This window comes from Desulfamplus magnetovallimortis (assembly GCF_900170035.1).
Lineage (GTDB): Bacteria > Desulfobacterota > Desulfobacteria > Desulfobacterales > Desulfobacteraceae > Desulfamplus > Desulfamplus magnetovallimortis.
Map to the genome: position 1 here is coordinate 22201 of NZ_LT828544.1, position 22084 is coordinate 44284.

A 22084-nucleotide genomic window follows, 5' to 3' on the forward strand; every position below is an offset into this window, starting at 1 on the left:
GACGTTAATTTTTTATGGAAAATGGAAATATCTACTACGCGACCGGTAAACGTAAGAGTTCTATTGCAAAAACATGGCTGAAACCTGGCAGCGGCAAGATTACTGTTAATACAAGATCTCTTGATGACTACTTTCCAATGGAGACAGCAAAAGAGCTTCTGTCTGCTCCTTTGGTATTGACAGATAATAAAGAATCCTTTGATATCAATATTAGAGTGCTTGGTGGTGGTATCATGGGACAGGCAGGTGCAGTACGTCATGGAATAGCAAAGGCTTTGGTTAATGTTGATCCTGATCTGAGAGCTGTGCTTAAAAAAGCCGGATTTCTTACAAGAGATGCAAGAATCAAGGAAAGAAAGAAATATGGTCAGAAAGGTGCAAGGGCAAATTACCAGTTCTCAAAGAGGTAATTTATTTTTTGACCGCATTGATATGAATAAACTCTGGATTACTTTATATTACTAAACAGACACATAATCACTTTTTTTGAGCAGTATTCCGAAATATTTGCTTTTTTTATCATGAAAACACTTATTTTTGTTTTCATAATCGGGAGCCGGCTGTTGAATTTGGGATCATTAAAGTTTAGTATGATAAATTGTAACCAGTAGAATATTATGCCGTAAGGGGCAGGTAATTATGTTACCTGCCCCTTTTGTTTTTCCGGAGGGGGTTGGGAATGGAGAAAACATTCTTGTTTTATGATGTTGAAACATCTGGATTAAGTGCCTATTTTGATCAGATATTGACATTTGCAGCTATAAGAACAGACATGGAGCTAAAAGAGATTGAACGCTATTCAATAAAAATCAGGATGCGTTCGGACATTGTTCCTTCACCAGGGGCATTCATAACACACAGACTGACTCCCGAGGAACTTGAAAGCGGTATTTGTGAATATGATGCAGCCCTTCAGATCCATGAGATCATGAACACTTCCGGAACAGTTTCACTGGGGTACAATACCCTTGGATTTGATGATGAATTTTTAAGATTTGCCTTTTACAGAAATCTTCTTGAGCCATACACCCACCAATACGCCAATGGTTGCTCCAGAATGGATATTTTGCCCATTACCACGTTGTACAGAATTTTTAAACCAGATATCATGAAGTGGCCTGAAATTAATGGAAAGCCCACATTGAAACTGGAGCTTATCAGCAATTTAAATCAGTTGGTGCAATCAGGGCGTGCACATGATGCCATGACCGATGTGGAGGCAACTCTTGCCCTTGCCCGTATTCTTAAATCTGAGGAGGAGATGTGGAATTACTGTATTGGTTTTTTTGATAAAAAAGAGGATCGCAATCGTATGGAGAAGCTTCCTCTAAGTTTCAGGGTGGCAGGAGAGCATTACAGGGTTGGGTTGATGGTTTCCCTGAAATTTGGCAAAGATTTGATGTATATGGCTCCAGTGGTTGGTATTGGAGACTCCATCTCCTATGGAAACCAATCTCTATGGCTTCGTCTTGATAAGGATATTCTCCCTGATTCTCCTCCGTTGAAACTTGATGAGCATTTCCCAATTCGTAAGAAATATGGTGAGCAGGGTCTTCTTTTGCCACCATATGATAGATTCTGGGATTCTCTTCCTCCAGCCCAAAAGCAGATGCAGCAGGCATCAATTTCCAAAAATATGGAACGGGTCAACCGAAGCCGGGCAGATGTGGATATGTTTCAACAAATTGTGGATTATCATAGGAATTATAAATACCCTTTTGTTCCTGATATTGATATTGATGCGTCACTTTATCAGGATCCATTTTTTTCATTGTCAGAAAAAAAAGAGGCTGCCCGTTTCCACAAAGCCCCTTTGGGTGAGAAAGTGAAAATGGCAGAAGAAACTCTTTCTCCAAGAGTCAGAACTCTTGCTTGCCGCATTCTCTTTAGAAATTTTTCACCATCAATGCTCTCTGCCTCTATTCTGTCTGAGCGGAACTCCTATATGGCAAAGGTAATACATGGAGATAAAAAAGATCATCCCGGAATTTTGGGTTTTAAAAATGATTTTCGATTAACACCGTCTAAGGCTTTGGAAGAGATAAGTGCTTTAAATGGGAGTATCCCCGTAAATGGAGATCTAAATGAAGAGTCATCCGCAAGATGTGGAAGCTACAAAAAAGATAATGACAATAATGTTAAAGCAGATAATGAAAATGGTGACAACAAGGTTTTGAAGCAAAAGAAAAGGGTGCTTGATAATGAACAGATAAATATTTTATCCTTGATGGAAAAATATTTATCTGGTTTTCTTATTACCTGAATCAGTGGCTTCGGCATCCTTCATTTTGCGGAGACTTTCATATAACGTACATGGTGGATCACTACCAAATATAAAAAATTAAAATTTTTATAAAAACAATCCCTTACTGAGATTTTCTAATAACCCCCCATGTTTGCTGATGCATCACAACGAAACATGAAAGTCGTTGTATATCAGCATGTTATGGAGACTTTCTAATAAAACTTCAAGATAAATCAAAAATTGTGCCACTGATTCAGGTCATTTTTCCTCGTACCAAAACTATATGGTGTGATGGCATAAAATAGCCTTAAAAGGCGGGGACTTTCAAATAAAAGCTAAAAGATTTGTGACTGGCAAGTTATTTTATAGCATCTTTCAGGGCTTTGCCGGGAATGAATTTTGGAACATTTCTTGCTGGGATGTCAATCTCTTTTCCTGTCTGGGGATTACGACCTTTCCTTGCTTTTCTTTCTGAGGATTTGAATGTCCCGAAACCTACAAGAGTTACTGTGTCATTGTTGGAAAGAGCCTCTGTAATGGTTGTAAATACACAATCAACAGCCGCTTGTGCATCTTTTTTGCTGTTGAGAACTTCTGCAACTTTGTTGGTTAAATCACCTTTGTTCATCTATTAACTCCTTTTTTCTTTTTAATTGTTTGCGGTAAGCAGGTGAATGGGGTTTGAACCATTGCCGGGGGTGGTGCATGAAAAATAAAAAAATTACTTGATCAAAGTAGCTGCTCTGCTATTGTGCAGGTTAAGTTACGTGCTTGGAGTCTGGGTGTCAAGTCTTTATTGTTATTTGCTATGACAATTTTTTTGTTCTTTCTCTTTGATGTATTTCCTGTAGTAACTTGAGAGTGGTAAGTTCTCAAAACCTGACACTATATGCTGTATTTTAAGTTTTCTGAGAAATACTATCTGTGGTATTCACTGGGAAAACCGGCATCCTTCAAATACTCAAGAAAGTACTTTACACTTTTCGTAGGTAAATCCCACAGCAAAGGGGTATCATTACTGAAAGTGTGATAACTGAAAGTGTGAAGCGGAAAATGAAACATGTCGGAAAACCTATGACTCACGAGTATTAAATAAGGAGAATTTTATGGAAGCTGCTGTGGTCAACTGTTTTATCGAAGGAACCTTTCACATTCTTGACACAACCGCATCTGTTAAAGTTAAGCCTGAAAAGCCATATATCAAAAAAAATGAAGTTTCAAAAGGGGTAATTACAGGCCTTCTTGACATTGAGGGCGATATTAATGGCACTGCTGCAATAAGCTTCACTGAAAAAAGTATCCTTGGCATTGTCTCCACCATGTTTGGAGAGGATATGCCGGAAATAAATGAAGAGATTACCGATGCAGTGGGGGAGATCGGTAATATGATTTCCGGTCATGTGAATACTAAAATGACGGAGATGGGAAAAAGTGTCAAGGTTAAACTTGCCGGAGTTAAAGAGGGGGAAAAACATGCTGTTGGCCACTCTCCTGGTAAAAAGATTGTTGTTTTTCCATTTCATACAAACAGGGGCGATATCTGGATAGAAGTTTGCTACTGAATCAGACATTTATGCAATCCAAATGCAGTCAGGATAGAAAATTAAAATACCATCTGATAATATCAGTTCCAAAAAAAATATAAAGGATTGCCCCAAATGACAGGTATGGTCCAAATGGAAGCCTTAATCTTGTATTGACAGATCTTGTAATCAACATTATCAACAATCCTGCAACAGTTCCTGTGACAGATGCCGTCATAATTGTGAAAAAGACCCCTTTCCACCCTGTTGCAGCTCCTATCATTGCAAGAAGCTTTATATCGCCGCCTCCCATTCCATCCTCTTTTCTTACAAGGTAGTAGCTTATTGCCACAAAATAGAGACTCCCTCCGCCTGCAAGTATGCCAAGCATACTCTCTTTAAGAGTCATCCATGGAACCGCTGCAGGTGAAAATGCAAAGATAAATATTCCTGGTATTGACAATATATCTGGAATGATCTGGAAATCAATATCAATAAAGGTGATAATGATAAGGACTGCAATAAACGAGAACCAGAAGAGAGCTTCCAGAGTCAGGTTGAATTTCATTACAACAGCAAGGGCAAACAGGGCAGTCAAAAGTTCTATTGCAGGGTATCTGATACTTATTGGAGTGCGGCAGTTTTTACACTTTCCTCCCAGAATAATGTAGCTGATGATCGGAATATTTAAATAGAATGGAATTTTATATCTGCATACCGGGCAGAATGAGCCTGGGAAAATTATGGATTTATCCTTTGGTATTCTGTAAATGCATACATTCAGAAAACTTCCGATGCAGGCGCCAAAAATAAAAACCACAACATTTATGAAGCTAACTGATATGTTGTATGTTTGGGAGAAGTCTGGCATTGATCAACGATCCTTTATGGTATATCCCTTATTTGATGGTCTTGTAAAAAGTTGATGGTCTCGTAATAAGTTGATGGCCTTGTAAACGGTCATGGCCGGCGTTCAGCCACCCCCGAATATGGAAATTTGTATCTATTTCCACGGTAAAAAGTTGATAGCCTCGTAAAAAGTTGATGGCCTCATAAAAAGTCGGAAATGGTGCTTTTTCAACTGTTTTACAGCAGTCATAATGCTTTGTGGTTTTTTAGTCAATAGTGCTTTCAGTAAAAAGAGCTGCCACAACCCTTTAAATTATTGTCATTAAACATGTTGTAAAAGAAAAAAAATGAGTTATTGTAAGAGGCAAATTCTAATTTCAGTAATAAACGAAGGAGCCTGATATGGCAGAAACAGATATGGATGATTTGATAGAGATTATTGAAAACGAGGGAAATATTGATGATATACCCATGAGTATTCCAATGATGCCTGTAAGGGATGTAGTGGTATTCATTGATATGCTTTTACCTCTTTTTGTGGGTCGGGAAAAATCCATTAAAGCAATTGAAGAGTCGGCAAAAAGTCACAGGTATATTTTTCTATCTGTTCAAAAGGATTCCGATCTTGAGAATCCCGGCCCTGATGATGTCTTTTTAGTGGGTACGGTAGCCCGTGTTCAAAAAATGCTGAAACTGCCGGATGGTCGTATCAAGGCACTTGTTCAGGGAATTGCCAAGGGAAAAATTGAGAAATTTGAAAGAAAACGTTCCTGGTTCAAGGTCAAATTTGACATTCTAACCGAAGAGGAGATTGATTCAAAACCAATAGAAATTGAAGCTTTGATGAGGAATGTCAGGGAGAGCAGTGAAAAGATACTTGCCCTGAGAGGAGAACTTTCCGGTGACGTGGGAGCTATTCTTGAACAGATCACATCACCTGGTAAACTTGCAGATCTTGTTGCATCAAATTTACGCCTGAAAGTTGATGAAGCACAGGATGTTCTCGAAACCTTTGATCAGAAAAAACGCCTTGAAAAGGTTAATGACTTTTTAAACAGAGAGCTTGAACTTTCAACGGTGCAGGCCAAAATTCAGACCCATGTAAAAGATGAAATTTCAAAAACCCAGCGTGACTATTTTCTTCGGGAGCAGGTAAAGGCTATCCATCGAGAACTTGGTGACGGGGATGATAAGCTTGCAGAAATTGAAAATTATAATGAAAAGATCAAGAAGGCAAAGATGCCTCCTGAATGTGAAAAAGAGGCATTGATCCAGTTGAAGCGACTTGATCAGATGCACTCTGATTCATCCGAGGCAGCAATTATCCGTACCTACATTGATGCCATTCTTGAACTGCCCTGGAGCAAGTCAACGAAGGATTTCCTTGATATAAAGAAAGCAGCAGAAGTTCTTGACCAGAACCATTATGGTCTGGAAAAGGTAAAAGATCGGATTCTTGAATATTTAAGTGTCAGAAAACTCAATCCTGCAATCAAGGGTCAGATTCTCTGCTTTTCAGGTCCTCCAGGTGTAGGCAAAACTTCCCTTGGAAAAGCCATAGCAAGGGCTATGAAACGTAAATTTGTCAGGGTTTCCTTAGGTGGGATAAGGGATGAGGCTGAGATAAGGGGACACAGAAGAACATATATTGGTGCAATGCCCGGAAGAATTCTGCAGGGACTTAAACAGTGCGGCAGTAATAATCCTGTTTTCATGCTTGATGAGATTGATAAATTAGGTAATGATTTCAGGGGAGACCCATCTTCAGCACTTCTTGAGGCCCTTGATTCAGAACAGAATTCAGAATTCAGTGACCACTATCTTAATATGCCCTTCGATCTGTCACAGGTTCTTTTTGTCCTTACAGCAAATATGACAGACACAATTCCTTCAGCTCTTTTAGACAGAATGGAGATAATAAGAATTCCGGGATATACACACGAAGAGAAAGAGGCGATTGCAAGAAAGTATCTTCTTCCCCGCCAAATAAAAGAGAACGGCCTTGTAAGACGCTCCATCCATATAAGTGATAATGCACTTGACACAATTATTTCTGAATATACCCTTGAAGCTGGTTTGCGCGAGCTTGAAAGAAAGATAGGAACTGTTCTCAGAAAGATTGCAAGACAGATTGCAGAAGGTAAAAAGGGAAAGTTCAGCGTAACACGTCAGAAGTTGATAAAATTTCTGGGGCCGCCCATCTATCTTCCTGAACTTGATCAGGAGGAGAGTCAGGCAGGGCTTGTAACAGGGCTTGCATGGACGGAGGTTGGGGGAGAACCTCTTTATATTGAAGTCTCCTTGTGCCATGGCAAGGGTGAACTTTCAGTGACAGGGCAGATAGGGGATGTAATGCAGGAGTCGGCAAGGGCGGCGTTCAGCTATACAAAAGCTAATATGGACAGGTTTAATATTGACAGGGATGATTTTGAAAATAAGGATATTCACATCCATGTGCCAGCCGGGGCAATCCCCAAGGATGGTCCGTCAGCAGGAATTGCCATGGCAACTGCACTGATTTCGGCATTTACGGGAAGAGTTGTAAACAACAATGTTGCCATGACAGGAGAAATTTCATTAAGGGGCAGGGTTTTGCCCATAGGCGGCCTTAAAGAAAAGGCACTTGGTGCATTGCGTGCAGGAATTAAAACTGTTGTAATTCCTGAAAAAAACCGTAAAGATCTTTATGAGATTCCACAAAGTGTAAAAAATAATATAGAATTTATATGTGTTCAGGAGCTTGACCAGGTTCTTGATATTGCATTTGTCAAACAAGATGATGAGCCGGAGAGAGATCAAGGGGATGGTGTTGCTTCAGAAATAAGTGAGGATGGGGATAGTGAAACTGGTTGCCCTGATGACACAGACAATGGTATTGCCTCTGACAATGAAGTTCATTGTGATGATGATATTGGAAGAAAGAATGATAATGACGTTGTTGCCGGTGAAAAAGAGTTATGATGAAAAAGAGTCCTGATTTATGAAAATTCTTGCAGTAGATACAGCAGAGCAGAGTTGTTCCATTGCCCTTGTTGAGGATGGTTTTCCTCTGTTTGAGACCTTTTTATGCAATAAAGTTACCCATTCCCGTTCACTCATGAGTATGATTGCAAAAATGTTTGACAGCAATATTGCCGGAAAAGGCCAAGGGATAAAAGATGTTGACGGAATGGTGGCAGCATGCGGTCCTGGTAGTTTTACAGGTCTTAGGATTGGAATCAGCGTTGTAAAAGGGCTTGCATGTGCTGCTTCAAAACCTGTTGCAGGTATATCCAGCCTTGACGGTATAGCATGGCAGTTTTCTGCATCAGCTTCCATTGTATCCCCATCAATGGTAGGAAAAAACTCCTTATCAGAAGTACCAGAAGCTCCCTCAATGTCTGGAAAAAACTCCTTATCAGAAGTAGCAGAAGCTCCCTCAATGGCTGGAAAAAACTTCTTATCAGTAGTAGCAGAAGCTCCCTCAATGGCAGGAAAAAACTTCTTATCAGGAGTATCAGAAGCGCCCTCAAGGGTAACAGATTCATATGCTTCCGTATGTGCTATGATGGATGCAAAGCGTGGAGAGGTTTACTGTGCTTTCTACCGCTTTATCAATGGTCAACTGATTGAAAAGAGCCAGGAGCGTGCACTTGCACCCGAGAAGGCAGCAGCTATGGCGGGCAATAACCTTACTCTTTTTGCAGGTTCGGGTGCTGTTGTATTCAGAGAGACCATTAAAAAAATTTGCGGGGACAATGCTATGTTTGCCCCGCCTTTTCAAAACTATGTACGGGCATCAGCGCTTGCATATGCCTTGCTTCAAAAGCCTTACAGGCTTTCATTGGAACATGATGCTATTATGCCAGTTTATTTAAGGCGATCCGATGCTGAAATGAATTATGAACAGTCAAAAGGTGGTTTTGTTGACAAGGAATCATCTCTCTGATATTCTGAACCTTCTGATTTATTACAGTTAAGTATAGCACTTATCATGGAGGAATTTTTTATGCCTGGTGGATATTATGAATAGGACGGGATGGCCTGAAAGATCAGGTTTTCCATTTGCATTACCGGGATTGAAATATATTTTTGCACTCTTTTTTTTGACGGTTGTTTTATTTTTTGCTGGATGGTACATTCCAGCTCATTTTTTTTGGCATTAACTCTTTTTGTCTGCTGGTTTTTCAGGGATCCTGAAAGAGAGATCCCAGATGATCCTGAAGCCATTGTATCTCCTGCTGATGGCAGGGTCATAATTGTTGAAAAGGTTGAGTCGAGTGAGTTTATAGATGAGCCTGTAATAAAGCTGAGTATTTTCATGAATGTTTTCAATGTTCATGTGAATCGTATTCCGTTTTCAGGAGAGGTTCAAAAGGTTGTATATATTCCAGGTAAATTTGTAAATGCTTCGTTTGATAAGGCATCTGAAGATAATGAAAGAAATGCTCTTGTAATCAAGACAGATTCAGGGCTATGCTATGGTGTTGTGCAGATTGCAGGTCTCATTGCAAGGAGGATTGTATGCAGTGTTAAAACCGGTGATCTTATGCTAAAAGGTAAACGTTATGGTATGATATGTTTTGGTTCAAGACTTGATCTTTACCTTCCACTGGAAACTCGTGTTGAAGTAAATGTTGGTGAAAAAGTTAAGGCCGGCTCAACAGTTCTGGGCTATTTCAGGAGTTGAATAACATTTTATGGATTTTAATTCTGTTGCCTACAAAAGCAGCATATTGTGGAAATAATATGCCCCAAGGGTGCTAATTTGAGGTAAAAAGATGAGGAGGTCAACTAATGCAGAAGAGAGAAAATTTTAAAAAGAGTATATATGTACTCCCAAATCTTTTTACATCCATGAATATATTTTGTGGATTTTATGCAGTTCTGTCCGCCGTAGATGGTCGTTTTACAGACGCTGCAGTTGCCATAATTATTGGAGCTGTATTTGATCTTCTTGATGGAAAGATTGCAAGGGCAACCAACACATCCAGTCAGTTTGGAGTTGAGTATGACTCACTTGCCGATCTAATAACATTTGGCCTGGCACCAGCTCTTGTTATGTATCTTTGGGCACTCAAACCCCTTGGACGCCTTGGGTGGCTTGCCGGATTTCTTTTTATGGCATGTGGTGCTTTGAGGCTTGCAAGATTCAATACCGCAGCGGCTTCCGGCAGCAGCAGCAGTTATTTTCAGGGATTGCCCATTCCAGCGGCTGCGGGTATGAATGTCTCGGTAGTACTTTTCTTTTCAAGGATAAATATTGACCCTGCTTCGTCCAAGGTTTTTATCCTTCTTATGCTTTATCTTCTCTCCTTTCTTATGGTCAGTTCTATAAAATACTATAGTTTTAAGAAGACCGGTCTTTTTAAAAGCATGAAGTTCAATAAGCTTGTTGCCATTGTTCTTATGCTGGTTTTGATAGCCTATGAGCCAGGAGTTGCTCTTTTTGTGGGAATGCTTATATATGTTTGCTCTGGTCCTGTTTATTCACTCTTCTTGATGTCCCATAGCACAAGAAGTGTAATTGATGATGATGAGCATGAAGATGAAGCAGATATGCCGGATGAGGCAGAGGAGAATCTGCTGATATAACAAGGTACATTTTGTTTTTTGGGAATAGAAGATTCACTTGGTTGTTGGAGTTTGCTCCTGTTAGGTTATGTTCAGGAACTCCAATAATCAGGTGAATTTATTTTTTTACAGCAGTGGGATTTCCGTTTATTTTTTTGGCTGGAAATTACCGCAAGGGAGTCATTCTTCGTTGTGCTGCCAGTTGTAGCATGGGAGGCATGATATCTATCATTATATTTGTGACGGAGAATAAAAGAGTTGGATCAGATACCAATTACTGTAGAAGGGTATAATGCTCTTAAAAAAGAGCTTGAAAAGTTGAAAACTGTTGACAGACCTGAAAATATCAGGGCAATTGAAATTGCAAGGGCCCATGGTGATCTTTCAGAGAACGCTGAATTTGATGCAGCAAAGGAGAAACAGTCTTTTATTGAGGGTAGAATTGGTGAATTAGGCTATAAACTTGCAAGTGCAAAGATTATTGATCCTGACTCTGTACCAAAGGACTGTATCCGATTTGCATCACGGGTTCTGCTTGAGAACCTTGACTCTGGCGAAGAGGTAAGATACATGCTGGTAGGGCAGGAGGAGTCTGATATATCAAAGGGTAAAATATCTGTATCCTCTCCCCTTGGAATGGCGCTTATTGGAAAAAAGCCAGGAGATGAGGTGATTTTGCAGGCTCCTGGCGGCAAACGTTCATATGAAATCATTGATATTTTATAGTTTGCCTTAAAGGTTTGGTTGTTTTGTGTTTTTTCAAAGGTTCATCAAACTTAAAATGTTTAAAAAATATTTGGGGAGATAAGTAACTTGGCAAGAGTAACCATTGAAGACTGTTTGAAAAATGTTCCAAGCAGGTTTGCGCTTGTGCATATGGCTGCATTACGTGTTCGACAGATAAGGGAAGGATCCGATCTGTTGATAAAATCATCCAAAAACGAAGATGTTGTAACTGCTTTAAGGGAAATTGCAGCTAATAAAATCGCTATCAGAATGAATTCTGAATAGCTATGGCCTGAAAGGATATAATTTATTTTCTTTTGAAATCTGTTGTTAAATTAAAAAAAATTAATAGAGCCGTTGGAAAAGCCATCTGTGATTATGACATGATACAGGATGGTGACAGAATCATGGTTGGGGTTTCCGGCGGCAAAGACAGCCTGGCGCTTCTTCGGTTGCTGTCGGATATCAGGGAACGGGCACCAGTAAAATTTGATCTTTTTCCAGTTTATATTGACCCGGGATTCAGGGGAAGCATAGCAAAAGACCTTGAATCTTCAGTTAATCATATCCATGGCAGATTAAGGGTTGATTATACCGATTATGGACTGCTTGCCCATTCAGATTCCAACAGAGAGAATCCATGTTTTCTCTGCTCCCGTCTCAGAAGGAAAAGGCTTTTTGAAATTGCATCAGATGAAGGATGTGCAAAAATTGCTCTGGGGCATCATAAAGATGATATCATTGAGACACTTTTTATAAATATGTGTTATTCCGGCAGAATCGGAACCATGAAGCCTTGTCAGGATTTTTTTGGTGGTGAGCTGACCATTATACGTCCCCTTGCCTACCTTGAAAAATCAGAAATATTAAAGCTTGCAGCCATATTTGATTTTCCGGATTTTGTAAACCCGTGCCCAAGTGATGGAGTGACAAAGCGGAGCAATATAAGAATATTTTTAAATAACTTATATAAAGAGAACAGGAATATAAAGGGGAATCTTTTCAGAGCCATGGCAAATGTTGAAATGGATTATCTTTTAAAGAATACATTATGATAGATATTCAGAAACAGAGGGATTATCGAAATATTCCCATAGACAAAGTCGGAATCAAGGAGCTTCGTTATCCCATCAAGGTTCTGGACAAACAGAATGGAATGCAATCAACAGTTGCAATGATCAATATGTATGTGAACCTTCCTCACCAGGCCAAAGGTACCCACATGAGCCGTTTTGTTCAGATGCTTCATACCTTTCGTTCCCAGGTTTCCCTTGAATCAATTACACATATCCTTGAAGATATGAAAAAAACCCTTGAAGCCCAGTCATCCCACATTGAAATCACCTTTCCATATTTTGTGGAAAAACGTTCTCCTGTAACTGGCTCAAGGGGTCTTATGGATTATACCTGCTCTATTATGGGTACCTCAAGTTCTAAGGGATCGGAACAAAACAGTGATCTTATGGTAAAGGTGGGAGTGCCCATAACATCTGTCTGCCCCTGTTCCAGGGAGATAAGTGATTTTGGTGCCCATAATCAGAGGGGTGAAGTTCTTGTAAGTACCCGTTTTAAGAAATTTATATGGATTGAGGATATCATTAATCTTGTTGAAAATGCTGCTTCATGTGATGTTTTTTCTGTCTTAAAGAGAGAAGATGAAAAACATGTCACCGAACATGCATATCAGAATCCCAAATTTGTGGAAGATGTTGTTCGGGATGTTGCAAAGGTGTTAATAGAGGATGAGAATATCACATGGTTTTCAGTTAGTGCTGAAAATTTTGAGTCAATACATAACCATAGTGCATACGCCTATATTGAAAGCAGCCAAGATAGCTGATACGATTCCATGCATCCCCATCTATCAGGGGATGCCTAAAATCTATCATGTGGGACGCTCAGGACTATCCTTATGAATTGCTTTTTAGACCATTCACCTCGCCCCCAGCCACATTTTAAAGACTTGCGAGGGGGAGTTTAGAGCACTTAGCGCCCTTCGGGCGGGCTTTTCCATAACTATCTGCTTTTGCATATAAAAATAGAAATTCCTATACTATTAAATTAATTAAACCCAATTAGTTAATCAAAAAATTTTTGATCTTCATATTCCATTATAGTTTCCCAGAGCATCTCTTTAATAGCCTCATATCCTGTTCCTTTCTGATTTATCATTATGACAAAAGGGTAAAGCCCATTAGGTGTTTCAAAATATCCGCAACGGGTTCTTACTTTGTAAAGTGTACCTGTTTTATAATATTCTCTGTATTCAAATTTTCTGGTGTTAGATTTTGCGGTATAGGAGTGTTCCCTTTTTTCAAAAGGCATCAAGGTATAATAGGGCTTGAATTTTTCCAGTACTTTAACCATGTCAGCAGGCGAGATACTGTTCTTTCTTGAGAGTCCCGAGCCTTCATATGCCTTGAAATTCTTAAGGCCAACAACTTCCGATGCATAGGCTGTAATGGCTGCCACCCCTTTTTCAATTGTTGCAGGTGGTGAATATTGTGCGGCTCCTGACGTTAGCAAAATCTGGTTTGCAATGAAATTGTTGGAGTATTTAAGAAGATTTTTTATTATTTCCAGAAGGGTCAGTTCAGATATGTAATTATAAACTTCATTTTGTATGAAATTGTTGTTTTTGCTGTTGTGTTCAATGTTGCTTTTGATCTCCTTTTTGTTTTTAATCTCCTTATCATTTTTAATGTTTTTTTGATCTGTTTCACTCTTGTTTACTGTTTTTAAAATATTTTCATTATATGAAATATTATCTTTTACTTCAATCCCCTCTTTCAAAAGAAAATGTCTGATAAGCCTTCCTGCATAGAGTCTGCTCTCTTCTCTTGAAAAAATAACCCGTCCCTTTTTCATTCCAGAGGCTTTTACTCTCTCAAGTGCAAAGGGAAGTAGTGGTGTCTGTGCTTCTGCTGTAACGTAGCGATTTGTTGATTTGTCAAAATTGAATGCCACAGAGTTAAAGTTGGCACACAATGCGCCTGTAAATGCATCATATGGGTTGTTTGAGTTTCCATTTCCGTCAATTATAATATCAGAAGCAAAATAGCCATCATCTAAAAGGATTCCATTAATTTGTAAAATATTCATTGATTTAAGCTTTAAGGCAACTTCATGGCATAAAGATACAAGTCTTTCTGAAACAAGCATAGGATCCCCATACCCTTTTATTATAAGGATATCGTTGTTGCCAAGATAAAATCGTGTCTGAAAGCGGTAGTTTTCCCCAAGAAAGTGGATGGCTGCTAAACTTGTCAAAACTTTGATGGTAGATGCAGGAATGTATGTTTTTGCCGCATTTCCTGAAAATAGGATTGTACCATTGGGATCGCATAGCATTATGCCTATGTTTGGATTTTTGCTGTGGGTATTGAGCTTACTTTTAATTGATGATGCTGAATGTGCAAGATAGTTTGCGTATTTGTAATACCATTGCGGGTAAATTGTAATAGTGCCGAATATCATTAGAAGCATTATTATACGGCTCATTTTTAAAACGATATTTGTGATCATGTTTTTTATTTTCTCTTTCGATTTTCAAATGTAATACTGTTTCGTGTTCATTTCTTAAAATCAGTTATTACCTTGCAAGTTGATTCATTTCAAATATTGGCAGGCAAATTGACAGGACAATAAACCCCACCACTGCACCCATGATAAGTATTATTGCAGGTTCAAGAAGTGATGTAATGGCTGTAAGGGTGGACTGGGTCTCCTTTTCAAAGAGTTCTGCTGTTTTTTCAAGCATTTTTTCCAGCTCTCCGCTCTTTTCCCCGATTTTTATCATCTGGACTGCAAGGGCAGGGAATTCACTGCTTCCTTCAAGTGTATCTCCAAGCTCTCCGCCCTCCTTAACAATCTCGGCAGCAAGGGCAATCTTTTTTTGAATAACAGAGTTTCCTGTGGTATTTCTGGCAATCTCAAGGGCTGTCAGCATGGGAACACCGTTTCCAAGAAGTGCCCCAAGGATTCTTGCAAACCGTGAAGCACCCCCTTTTTTTATGAAGTCGCCTGCCAGGGGGATCCCAAGAATCCATCTATCTGTTGTATAAAGCCCTGTTTCGGTTTTACGCACAAGATGTATTGTAAAAAATATGGCTGCCGGCATTACAATAGCTATCCACCAGAAGGATTGAAAAAATCTGCTCAGTGAGATAAGTAGGATAGTGGGGGTCGGCAGTGCCTGATTCATCTCTGTGAAAATATCTACTATTCCTGGTACAATATAGGTTATAAGGAATACAAGCACAGCAGATCCTGTAATACCCATCAGTAAGGGATATGCAAGGGATGCCCTGATTTTTTTTCGCGTATCTTCCTGCTTTTCAGTAATGTCAGCAAGTCGTTCAAGTACCAGATCAAGGGTTCCTGATGATTCACCTGCGGTTATCATATTGACATAAACCTTTGAGAATACTGAAGGGTACTGGGCAAAGGCAAAGGATAGACTTTTTCCCTCCTCAATGTATGCCTTGACTTTTGACAATACCCGTTTCAATGCTTTTGAGTCTGTCTGGGGAATCAGTGAGGCCAGGGCTGTTACCAGAGGAAACCCTGCTGACAAAAGAGTTGCAAGCTGTCTTGTTGTTACAGCAATTTCAGATGGGCTTATTCTGAAAAAAGGGATGAATGCTTTGGCTTTGTCACTTTTTTTCTGTCTGGAGGCCTCTGTCCCTATCTCTTTAATTGAGACAGGAAATATCTGTTTTTGTCTTAATCTGGAACGGGCGGAAAAAACGCTTTCTGCATCAATTATGCCGGATGTTTTTTTTCCTGACTCATTAAATGCGCTGTATTCAAATACAGTCATTTGTTATGTTTCCTTTTATTTTTTTCATGGCAACACTGTGACAGAAGAGGGATGTTCCCATTGTTTTATCTTGCATAAAAAACTGATATATACTAAGCATGTTCCCTGTCAATCCTCATTAAGACCTGTCAGCCAGCCAGTGAAGGATGCTAAAATATCATATTGATTTTAAATTGTTAAGGAGTAATTTATGATTATCCCTTTAGTGCTTGCCGGTGGTTCGGGAACACGTCTTTGGCCACTGTCCAGGGAGCTTTTCCCCAAGCAGCTTTTGAACATAACAGATGACCATTCCATGCTTGAAAACACCCTGTTACGACTCAATGGTCTTGATTCTGTGTCAGCTCCCATTATTGTATGTAATGAAACCCATAGGTTCATGGTGGCCGAACAGTTGAGGCGTATTGATGTAACTCCCCTTTCCATAATGCTCGAACCTGTGGGAAGAAACACAGCTCCGGCAATAGCTGTGGCAGCTTTAAAAGCCCTTGACCTTGAAGAGGATCCCACACTTCTTGTGCTACCTGCGGATCATGTTATTTACAATGTGCCCCGTTTTCATGATCTTGTACAGAAAAGTGTTGCTCTTGCATCCCTTGGATATCTTATCACTTTTGGTATTGTTCCAGATAGTCCGGAGACCGGATATGGTTATATTAAAAAGGGTGATCTGTTAAAAAATGGGTCATACGGAGCCTGTGTCATTGACAGATTTGTTGAAAAACCTGATTATGATACAGCAAGAGGCTATCTTGAATCAGGTGAATATCTATGGAACAGCGGCATGTTCATGTTCAGGGCTTCAGGCATAATAAATGAACTTGAGCAGTATGAGCCGGAAATGCTTAAAGCTTGCAGAAGCGCCATTGAAAACGGCTGTTCTGATCTTGATTTTTTCAGGCTGGACAGCGGGGGATTTTCAAAGGCGCGTTCCGAGTCCATAGACTACGCTGTCATGGAAAAGACGGACAAAGGAGCCATTATGCCCTTTGATGCAGGATGGAATGATCTTGGTTCATGGGATGCGCTGTGGCAGACAGGTCAAAAGGATGAAGGCAATAATGTAATCTTAGGTGATGTTCTTCTTTCAGATGTTAAAAATTCATGTATCTACTCACAGCATCGTCTTATTGCAGCCGTTGGCATTGAGGATCATGTAATAGTTGAGACCAAGGATGCGCTTCTTGTGGCATCAAGGGATCGGGTTCAGGATGTAAAAAAGATTGTTGAACAACTCAGGAAAAGGGGCAGGGAGGAGGCCATCTCCCACAGCAGGGTACTGAGACCCTGGGGCGCCTATGAAACCATTGATGTTGAGAATCGTTTTCAGGTTAAACGTATAACCGTAAAGCCTGGAGCCAAACTTTCCCTTCAGAAACACTTTCACAGGGCTGAACACTGGACAGTTGTGTCTGGAACTGCAATTGTGACAAGAGGAGATGAAGAGATTCTTCTAAGTGAAAATGAGTCAACCTATATTCCTCTTGGAACGGTGCATCGACTTGAAAATCCGGGCAGGATTCCCCTTGAACTGATTGAGGTGCAGTCCGGAAGTTATCTTGGAGAGGATGATATCGTCCGGTATGATGACGTGTACGGGCGTCAGGAATTTTGTCAGGATAAATGAGGGAGTGAACGCTATGTCTGAACTGTCTGCTTTTTTAAAAGGTCATTTTCTAATAGCCATTCCGGGACTGCCGGATCCCAATTTTGCCCAGACTGTCATATGCATGTGTGAGCATAATGAACTTGGCGCACTTGGGTTTATTATTAATAAAATTCATCCTCTTCTTACAAGCCGTGAGCTGTTTGATGATCTCAAGATTGAATACACAGGCAATATTGACAGCATCAGGATTCACCTTGGAGGACCTGTGCAGTCAAGTGGAGTTTTTGTGCTTCATGGTGCTCCATTTCACTGGCAGGGATGTTTACAGGTAACTCCAAAGCTTGGCTTGAGCAATACCAGGGATATTATTGAAGCCATTGGTCAGGGACATGGCCCTGAGGAGTTTTTAATAGTTCTGGGGTGTGCAGGCTGGGGGCCGCTGCAGGTTGAGCATGAGATTGAAGATAATGCATGGCTTGTATCCCCTGTTGTGGAAAATATTGTTTATCACACTCCACCGGATATGATGTGGGAGCAATCCATGATGCTAATAGGAGAGAATGACTGATTCATCCATTATGAAAAAAAGAAATACCATTGAGATTATAGGATCAATATCAAAGGAGCTTGCTACAGTATTCGGGAATATGAAAGCCGTTCCTGGTATGTATGATTCATTTATGGAGCAAAATTACAGGGTCTGCCGTGAGATTCCTGAGCAGATAGACGAAGGTGTTGTAAGGATCGGGGTGGTGGGGGCCATAAAATCCGGTAAAACAACATTTGTAAATTCACTGCTTCAGGAAGATCTGCTTAAAAGAGGTGCAGGACTTGTTACTTCCACAGTCACCCGTGTGAAAAGGGGAAAAGAGCTTCAGGCACATGTGATGTTCAAATCGTGGGATGACGTAAATCAGCAGATTGAAAATGCCCTTTTGTTTCTGCCCGATATGGTGCAGGGAGCCTTTTGTCATGAAAATGACAATGGAAAACAGAAAAGCGGTTTTGATCTGCGACGAAAGAGTGACAGGCAGTTTCTTCGGGCTGCAAAGCTTAGACTATATTCGGATTTTTCGGTGACAGAGACAGGAATCCGGCCAGAGGCTGCATTGATATCCAATGCAATTGAAGGTTATGACGCTGTTAAATCCTTTGTCCAGGCTGATCCTTCAACTGTAATTTTCAGGGGAGATCAGTTTGGTCGTCACAGGGATTTTACAGGAGTCGGAGCCAATGCTTTTTTTGTAAGGGATGTCCTGCTTGAAATACCTGGGAGGGAAAATCAGGGATTTCTTGATTCCATGGTTGAAATTGCAGATTGTCAGGGAAGTGACTCCACAGATCCTTCTCATATGATTCGTATCCAGGAATACCTGATTTCCGCAAATTTGCTTATTTATATTATAAGCAGCAGAACCGGTTTGCGGGAGGCTGATCTGAAATTCATCAAACTGATTCAGACAATGGGGATTCTTAATAATATTCAGTTTGTATTGAACGTTGATTTATCTGAACATGATACCCTTGATGATTTAAAAAATGTGGAGAAGACCATCCGCCAGGGGCTTGGCTATTTTATTGATAATCCGGTAATTTATACTTTTTCAACCCTGCTCAATCTTTTTAAGGCTGATAATTGTTCATTAACCTTGAAAAATGAGGAGCGTCTTAAGCAGTGGCAGCTTGATGATGAACTTGTTCAATACTCTGATTTACAAAGCAGGGCATTCAGGCAGGCCTTAAATGAGCTTGTGAAAAACAGATATAATACCATTTTTATGGGTAATCACCTTGAACGCCTGAGAACAGTTGCCGGAAGTGCTGCAAAGCGCAATGCCATGTTCATGGAGTTGTTATCAGATGATCTTGAGCGGGAATCTGCTGCAATTGCCCGCATTAAAGGTGTTCAGACCCGTTCAAAACAATTTGAGGCATTTATGGATGAGTCCATTGAAAGTGCCCTTGAGATAATAAGGCGTGATGCTTTTTCTGCTGTACGTACTTTTTTTGATCCAGGGAGGGGTCATGAAGCAGGTAAGGTGATGCGTTTTGTCATGGATTATATGATTTATAGTGAAAAGTATGAGCAGATGGTTGCAGAATCCGGATTTCACCATTCACTTTACTGCATGTTTCATGATTTCAGAGTAGCGCTGGATCTTTTTATTGCAACCCATTTTACTCCTGCTGTTGCTGATTTTATAAATGAACAGGAGAGCCTTATAAAAGAAGAGTTCAGAAAAGTCTATAGCTCCTGTAATGTTGATATTTCAAACGTATATGACTCCCATATTGCAGATGATGTGGCAACAAGGTGTGACAATCCATCGGCAGAAGCAGTTGTGACAGAACCGAAATCAGCAAAAGCCGTACCTTATGTTGATTTAAATGCTGCGAGACGCATTTTAGGTCTTCAGTTTCCAAAAGTATCCTTTAATGCTGGATACAGCGCCAAAATAAAGGCAGATGCTGTTGCAAGGTTTGGGTTTTACACTCTCATGGAGGCATTTGGAAAAATATTGAATATGCTGGCAAGGCCCGCCAGAGCAAGTACTTTGAAAGAGACCTCAAAAAAGATCAGAAAAGAGCTGCTTGGTTCCATAAATAACTATTTTAAAGTTTATGGTGATAAAGTTGAGAATGAATATTTTGCTCCTTTAATACTTGCTGTTGCAAGGGATTTTCGTGACAAGCTCATGGAGATGTTTCAGATGAGCAAGTTTGAGGGGGAGCAGCTTGAAACCATTATTAATGAGAGCAGATCAGGCAGAAAAGAGCAACTAGAACGTCTTGAGGTACTTGGTAAGGTTATTGAAACTATAATATTGGAAATTGAGAACATTGTGCCTGAACTTGAAGATGTAAATATAAGAGCTCATGAGAAAAATTGACAAATGGATAATCGGGGATGTTGAACAAGATCATTTCAGGGGGGCAGACAGGTGCAGACAGAGCTGCACTTGATATTGCCATAAAATTCAATATAGAACATGGAGGCTCTGTTCCGCTGGGAAGAAGGGCTGAAAATGGTAAGGTTCCTTTGTGGTATAATCTTAAAGAGATGGATACAGCCAATTATTCCCATAGAACTTCCCGTAATGTCCAGGATTCAGATGGCACTGTTATTGTTTCCAATGGAAAGCTTTCAGGTGGTTCTCTTTTAACCCGTAAAGTTGCAGAGAAACAAGGTAAGCCTTGGTGTCATATTGATCTTTTGTTAATGGATGAATTTGAGTCAGCAGTGGTGCTTGATGCATTTATAAAAGATTTCTATATTGATTGTTTGAATGTAGCAGGGTCAAGGGCAAGCCATGATCCATACATATACAGTTCTGTAAAGGCTCTTTTTGAGGTCCTTTTGTATATGGATGTAATGGAAAGAACTCCTGAACTTATATCTCTTGATGATATGTTTCCTGATAAAAATATACCTGAAAAAAAGTGTTCTACAATTGAGGAGGCTCTTTTTTTTCTTGCTGACATATTTTCATTGAAGAGTCGTTCCATGCTTGCCAATTCACATGAAAATGACATTGCCTACTACTACTTTTCAATGGGGGATGCAATTGATTCAGCTCTTGGCCTGAGTATGGGAAATCGTGCCCTTATTGAAGCGTGTCAGAAAAGGTACGAAAATATGGTTGGGAAGATAGATATTGATGATGCTGTTATGATAATTTTAAAATCTTTTGCTGATTATCTGAGGCAGGATCACGTATTAAGGATTGTTCCATGATACCAATAAGAGATACCATTACCTCAAGAACAATTCCTGTTGTTACCTATATGTTAATCGGTGTAAATCTGCTTGTTTATCTTTCACAAGTGACAATGGGCAGTGAGCTTGAGCCTTTTATTTACGTATATGGATTTGTACCTGCAAAATTTACTGTTCCCGAGATTTCAGCCTATTTTTCATTTTCTGATATTATTATCTCAATCTTTTCCTATATGTTCCTTCATGGTGGTTTCTGGCATTTTATCGGGAACATGTGGTTTCTTTATATTTTTGGAGATAATGTTGAGGAGCACCTTGGTTCTGTCCGTTTTGCCATGTTTTACATTTTGAGCGGCATGGCATCTGCCATGCTTCATTTTCTTTTAAATCCTGTTTCTGCCATTCCCACCATTGGTGCAAGCGGTGCCATTGCCGGTGTTATGGGGGCATATTTTGTACTTTACCCAAGATCCAGAATTCTTACACTGATCCCCATCATCATAATTCCCTGGTTTATTGAGATACCTGCTTTTATTTTTCTGGGCTTCTGGTTTATCATGCAGTTTTACAATGCCACAGGAGACAGTGGTGCCTCTGGTATTGCCTGGTGGGCACATGTGGGTGGATTTATAGCCGGCATTGTTATGGTAAAACTTGAAAGAAGGATTCCAAGTGCAGGGGCTGATGAAAGATTAAGACCCATAATTGCCAGAAAGAAAAGCCCCAAACTTCAGATCATCAACCCCAGGCCGGTTGCAGATACCCTTGATCTTTCAGGAAATATTGAAATAACTCCACTTGAAGCAATCTCCGGTACCAGAAAGCTTGTCAATATTCCCTGGGGTTTTTATAAACGTCTATACAGGGTTAATGTCCCTTCTGGTGTTGAAAATGGCACGCGTCTTCGTCTCGCCGGTATGGGAAGAGGGCAAACCGGGCAAATGAGTTCAAGCCCCATAAGGGGGGACTTATATCTTACCGTTGATATTAAAAACAGAAGTTTCTGAAATTATCCGTATCTGGAGACAGTGTACCTGGA

Annotated in this window: 20 protein-coding genes; 16 read left to right on the forward strand and 4 right to left on the reverse strand. The window is 40.0% G+C overall.

What is annotated here, in order from left to right:
• The first annotated feature begins 14 nt into the window (after nucleotides 1-14).
• Entirely contained in the window at nucleotides 15-410 is a 396-nt protein-coding gene (gene rpsI, locus MTBBW1_RS10240; RefSeq protein WP_080802924.1) for a 30S ribosomal protein S9, read from the forward strand.
• Nucleotides 411-679: 269 nt separating this feature from the next.
• Entirely contained in the window at nucleotides 680-2263 is a 1584-nt protein-coding gene (locus MTBBW1_RS10245) for an exonuclease domain-containing protein (protein ID WP_080802927.1), read from the forward strand.
• Nucleotides 2264-2603: 340 nt separating this feature from the next.
• Here the strand turns inward: MTBBW1_RS10245 and MTBBW1_RS10250 are convergent, their stop codons facing one another.
• On the reverse strand, nucleotides 2604-2873 hold the full coding sequence (locus tag MTBBW1_RS10250; RefSeq protein WP_080802930.1) for an HU family DNA-binding protein: 270 nt from the start codon (nucleotides 2871-2873) through the stop codon (nucleotides 2604-2606).
• Between the two features lie 478 nt (nucleotides 2874-3351).
• Here MTBBW1_RS10250 and MTBBW1_RS10255 point away from each other — a divergent pair, with 478 nt between their 5' ends.
• Entirely contained in the window at nucleotides 3352-3807 is a 456-nt protein-coding gene (locus tag MTBBW1_RS10255) for a chemotaxis protein CheX (RefSeq protein WP_080802933.1), read from the forward strand.
• Between the two features lie 28 nt (nucleotides 3808-3835).
• Here the strand turns inward: MTBBW1_RS10255 and MTBBW1_RS10260 are convergent, their stop codons facing one another.
• On the reverse strand, nucleotides 3836-4639 hold the full coding sequence (locus MTBBW1_RS10260; protein ID WP_080802936.1) for a prepilin peptidase: 804 nt from the start codon (nucleotides 4637-4639) through the stop codon (nucleotides 3836-3838).
• 380 nt (nucleotides 4640-5019) lie between these two features.
• On the opposite strand from MTBBW1_RS10260, the gene lon reads away from it, so the two are divergent.
• The 8 genes from lon to folE2 all read left to right on the forward strand — a co-directional run bounded on the left by lon (nucleotide 5020) and on the right by folE2 (nucleotide 12736).
• Complete coding sequence (gene lon, locus MTBBW1_RS10265) at nucleotides 5020-7578, forward strand: endopeptidase La (RefSeq protein WP_080802939.1); 2559 nt, start codon at nucleotides 5020-5022, stop codon at nucleotides 7576-7578.
• A gap of 19 nt (nucleotides 7579-7597) precedes the next feature.
• Nucleotides 7598-8545 carry a tRNA (adenosine(37)-N6)-threonylcarbamoyltransferase complex dimerization subunit type 1 TsaB gene (gene tsaB / locus MTBBW1_RS10270; protein WP_080802942.1) on the forward strand — a complete coding sequence of 316 codons (948 nt, stop codon included), beginning with the start codon at nucleotides 7598-7600 and terminating at the stop codon, nucleotides 8543-8545.
• Nucleotides 8546-8752: 207 nt separating this feature from the next.
• Nucleotides 8753-9286 (forward strand): phosphatidylserine decarboxylase family protein, encoded by a 534-nt coding sequence (locus tag MTBBW1_RS10275; RefSeq protein WP_245809336.1) that lies wholly within the window; start codon nucleotides 8753-8755, stop codon nucleotides 9284-9286.
• 107 nt (nucleotides 9287-9393) lie between these two features.
• Nucleotides 9394-10191, forward strand: a complete 798-nt coding sequence (pssA, locus tag MTBBW1_RS10280; RefSeq protein ID WP_080802945.1) for a CDP-diacylglycerol--serine O-phosphatidyltransferase — start codon at nucleotides 9394-9396, stop codon at nucleotides 10189-10191.
• A 237-nt stretch (nucleotides 10192-10428) separates the two neighbouring features.
• Nucleotides 10429-10896 (forward strand): transcription elongation factor GreA, encoded by a 468-nt coding sequence (gene greA / locus MTBBW1_RS10285; protein ID WP_080802948.1) that lies wholly within the window; start codon nucleotides 10429-10431, stop codon nucleotides 10894-10896.
• An 87-nt stretch (nucleotides 10897-10983) separates the two neighbouring features.
• Entirely contained in the window at nucleotides 10984-11181 is a 198-nt protein-coding gene (gene rpoZ, locus MTBBW1_RS10290) for a DNA-directed RNA polymerase subunit omega (protein WP_080802952.1), read from the forward strand.
• Between the two features lie 32 nt (nucleotides 11182-11213).
• The gene (locus MTBBW1_RS10295) at nucleotides 11214-11951 is read left to right on the forward strand and encodes a PP-loop family protein (RefSeq protein WP_245809337.1); all 738 of its coding nucleotides are present in this window, start codon (nucleotides 11214-11216) and stop codon (nucleotides 11949-11951) included.
• Nucleotides 11948-12736 (forward strand): GTP cyclohydrolase FolE2, encoded by a 789-nt coding sequence (gene folE2, locus MTBBW1_RS10300; protein ID WP_080802955.1) that lies wholly within the window; start codon nucleotides 11948-11950, stop codon nucleotides 12734-12736. Before MTBBW1_RS10295 ends, folE2 begins: the two co-directional genes overlap by 4 nt.
• 239 nt (nucleotides 12737-12975) lie before the next feature.
• Here folE2 and MTBBW1_RS10305 read toward each other — a convergent pair whose 3' ends face one another.
• Both MTBBW1_RS10305 and gspF read right to left on the reverse strand, forming a co-directional pair.
• Nucleotides 12976-14421 (reverse strand): D-alanyl-D-alanine carboxypeptidase/D-alanyl-D-alanine-endopeptidase, encoded by a 1446-nt coding sequence (locus MTBBW1_RS10305; RefSeq protein ID WP_080802958.1) that lies wholly within the window; start codon nucleotides 14419-14421, stop codon nucleotides 12976-12978.
• Nucleotides 14422-14488: 67 nt separating this feature from the next.
• On the reverse strand, nucleotides 14489-15718 hold the full coding sequence (gene gspF, locus MTBBW1_RS10310; protein WP_080802961.1) for a type II secretion system inner membrane protein GspF: 1230 nt from the start codon (nucleotides 15716-15718) through the stop codon (nucleotides 14489-14491).
• 190 nt (nucleotides 15719-15908) lie between these two features.
• Between gspF and MTBBW1_RS10315 the strand changes: the two genes are divergently transcribed.
• Genes MTBBW1_RS10315 through MTBBW1_RS10335 form a run of 5 tightly spaced genes read left to right on the forward strand, consistent with a single transcriptional unit; the run spans nucleotide 15909 to nucleotide 22052 of the window.
• Complete coding sequence (locus tag MTBBW1_RS10315; protein WP_080802964.1) at nucleotides 15909-17345, forward strand: mannose-1-phosphate guanylyltransferase/mannose-6-phosphate isomerase; 1437 nt, start codon at nucleotides 15909-15911, stop codon at nucleotides 17343-17345.
• A gap of 13 nt (nucleotides 17346-17358) precedes the next feature.
• On the forward strand, nucleotides 17359-17895 hold the full coding sequence (locus MTBBW1_RS10320; protein WP_080802967.1) for a YqgE/AlgH family protein: 537 nt from the start codon (nucleotides 17359-17361) through the stop codon (nucleotides 17893-17895).
• On the forward strand, nucleotides 17888-20218 hold the full coding sequence (locus MTBBW1_RS10325) for a dynamin family protein (RefSeq protein WP_080802969.1): 2331 nt from the start codon (nucleotides 17888-17890) through the stop codon (nucleotides 20216-20218). Before MTBBW1_RS10320 ends, MTBBW1_RS10325 begins: the two co-directional genes overlap by 8 nt.
• Nucleotides 20219-20235: 17 nt before the next feature.
• Complete coding sequence (locus MTBBW1_RS10330; protein ID WP_080802972.1) at nucleotides 20236-21063, forward strand: putative molybdenum carrier protein; 828 nt, start codon at nucleotides 20236-20238, stop codon at nucleotides 21061-21063.
• On the forward strand, nucleotides 21060-22052 hold the full coding sequence (locus MTBBW1_RS10335; protein WP_080802975.1) for a rhomboid family intramembrane serine protease: 993 nt from the start codon (nucleotides 21060-21062) through the stop codon (nucleotides 22050-22052). The genes MTBBW1_RS10330 and MTBBW1_RS10335 overlap by 4 nt, the downstream gene beginning before the upstream one ends.
• The last annotated feature ends 32 nt before the right edge of the window (nucleotides 22053-22084 follow it).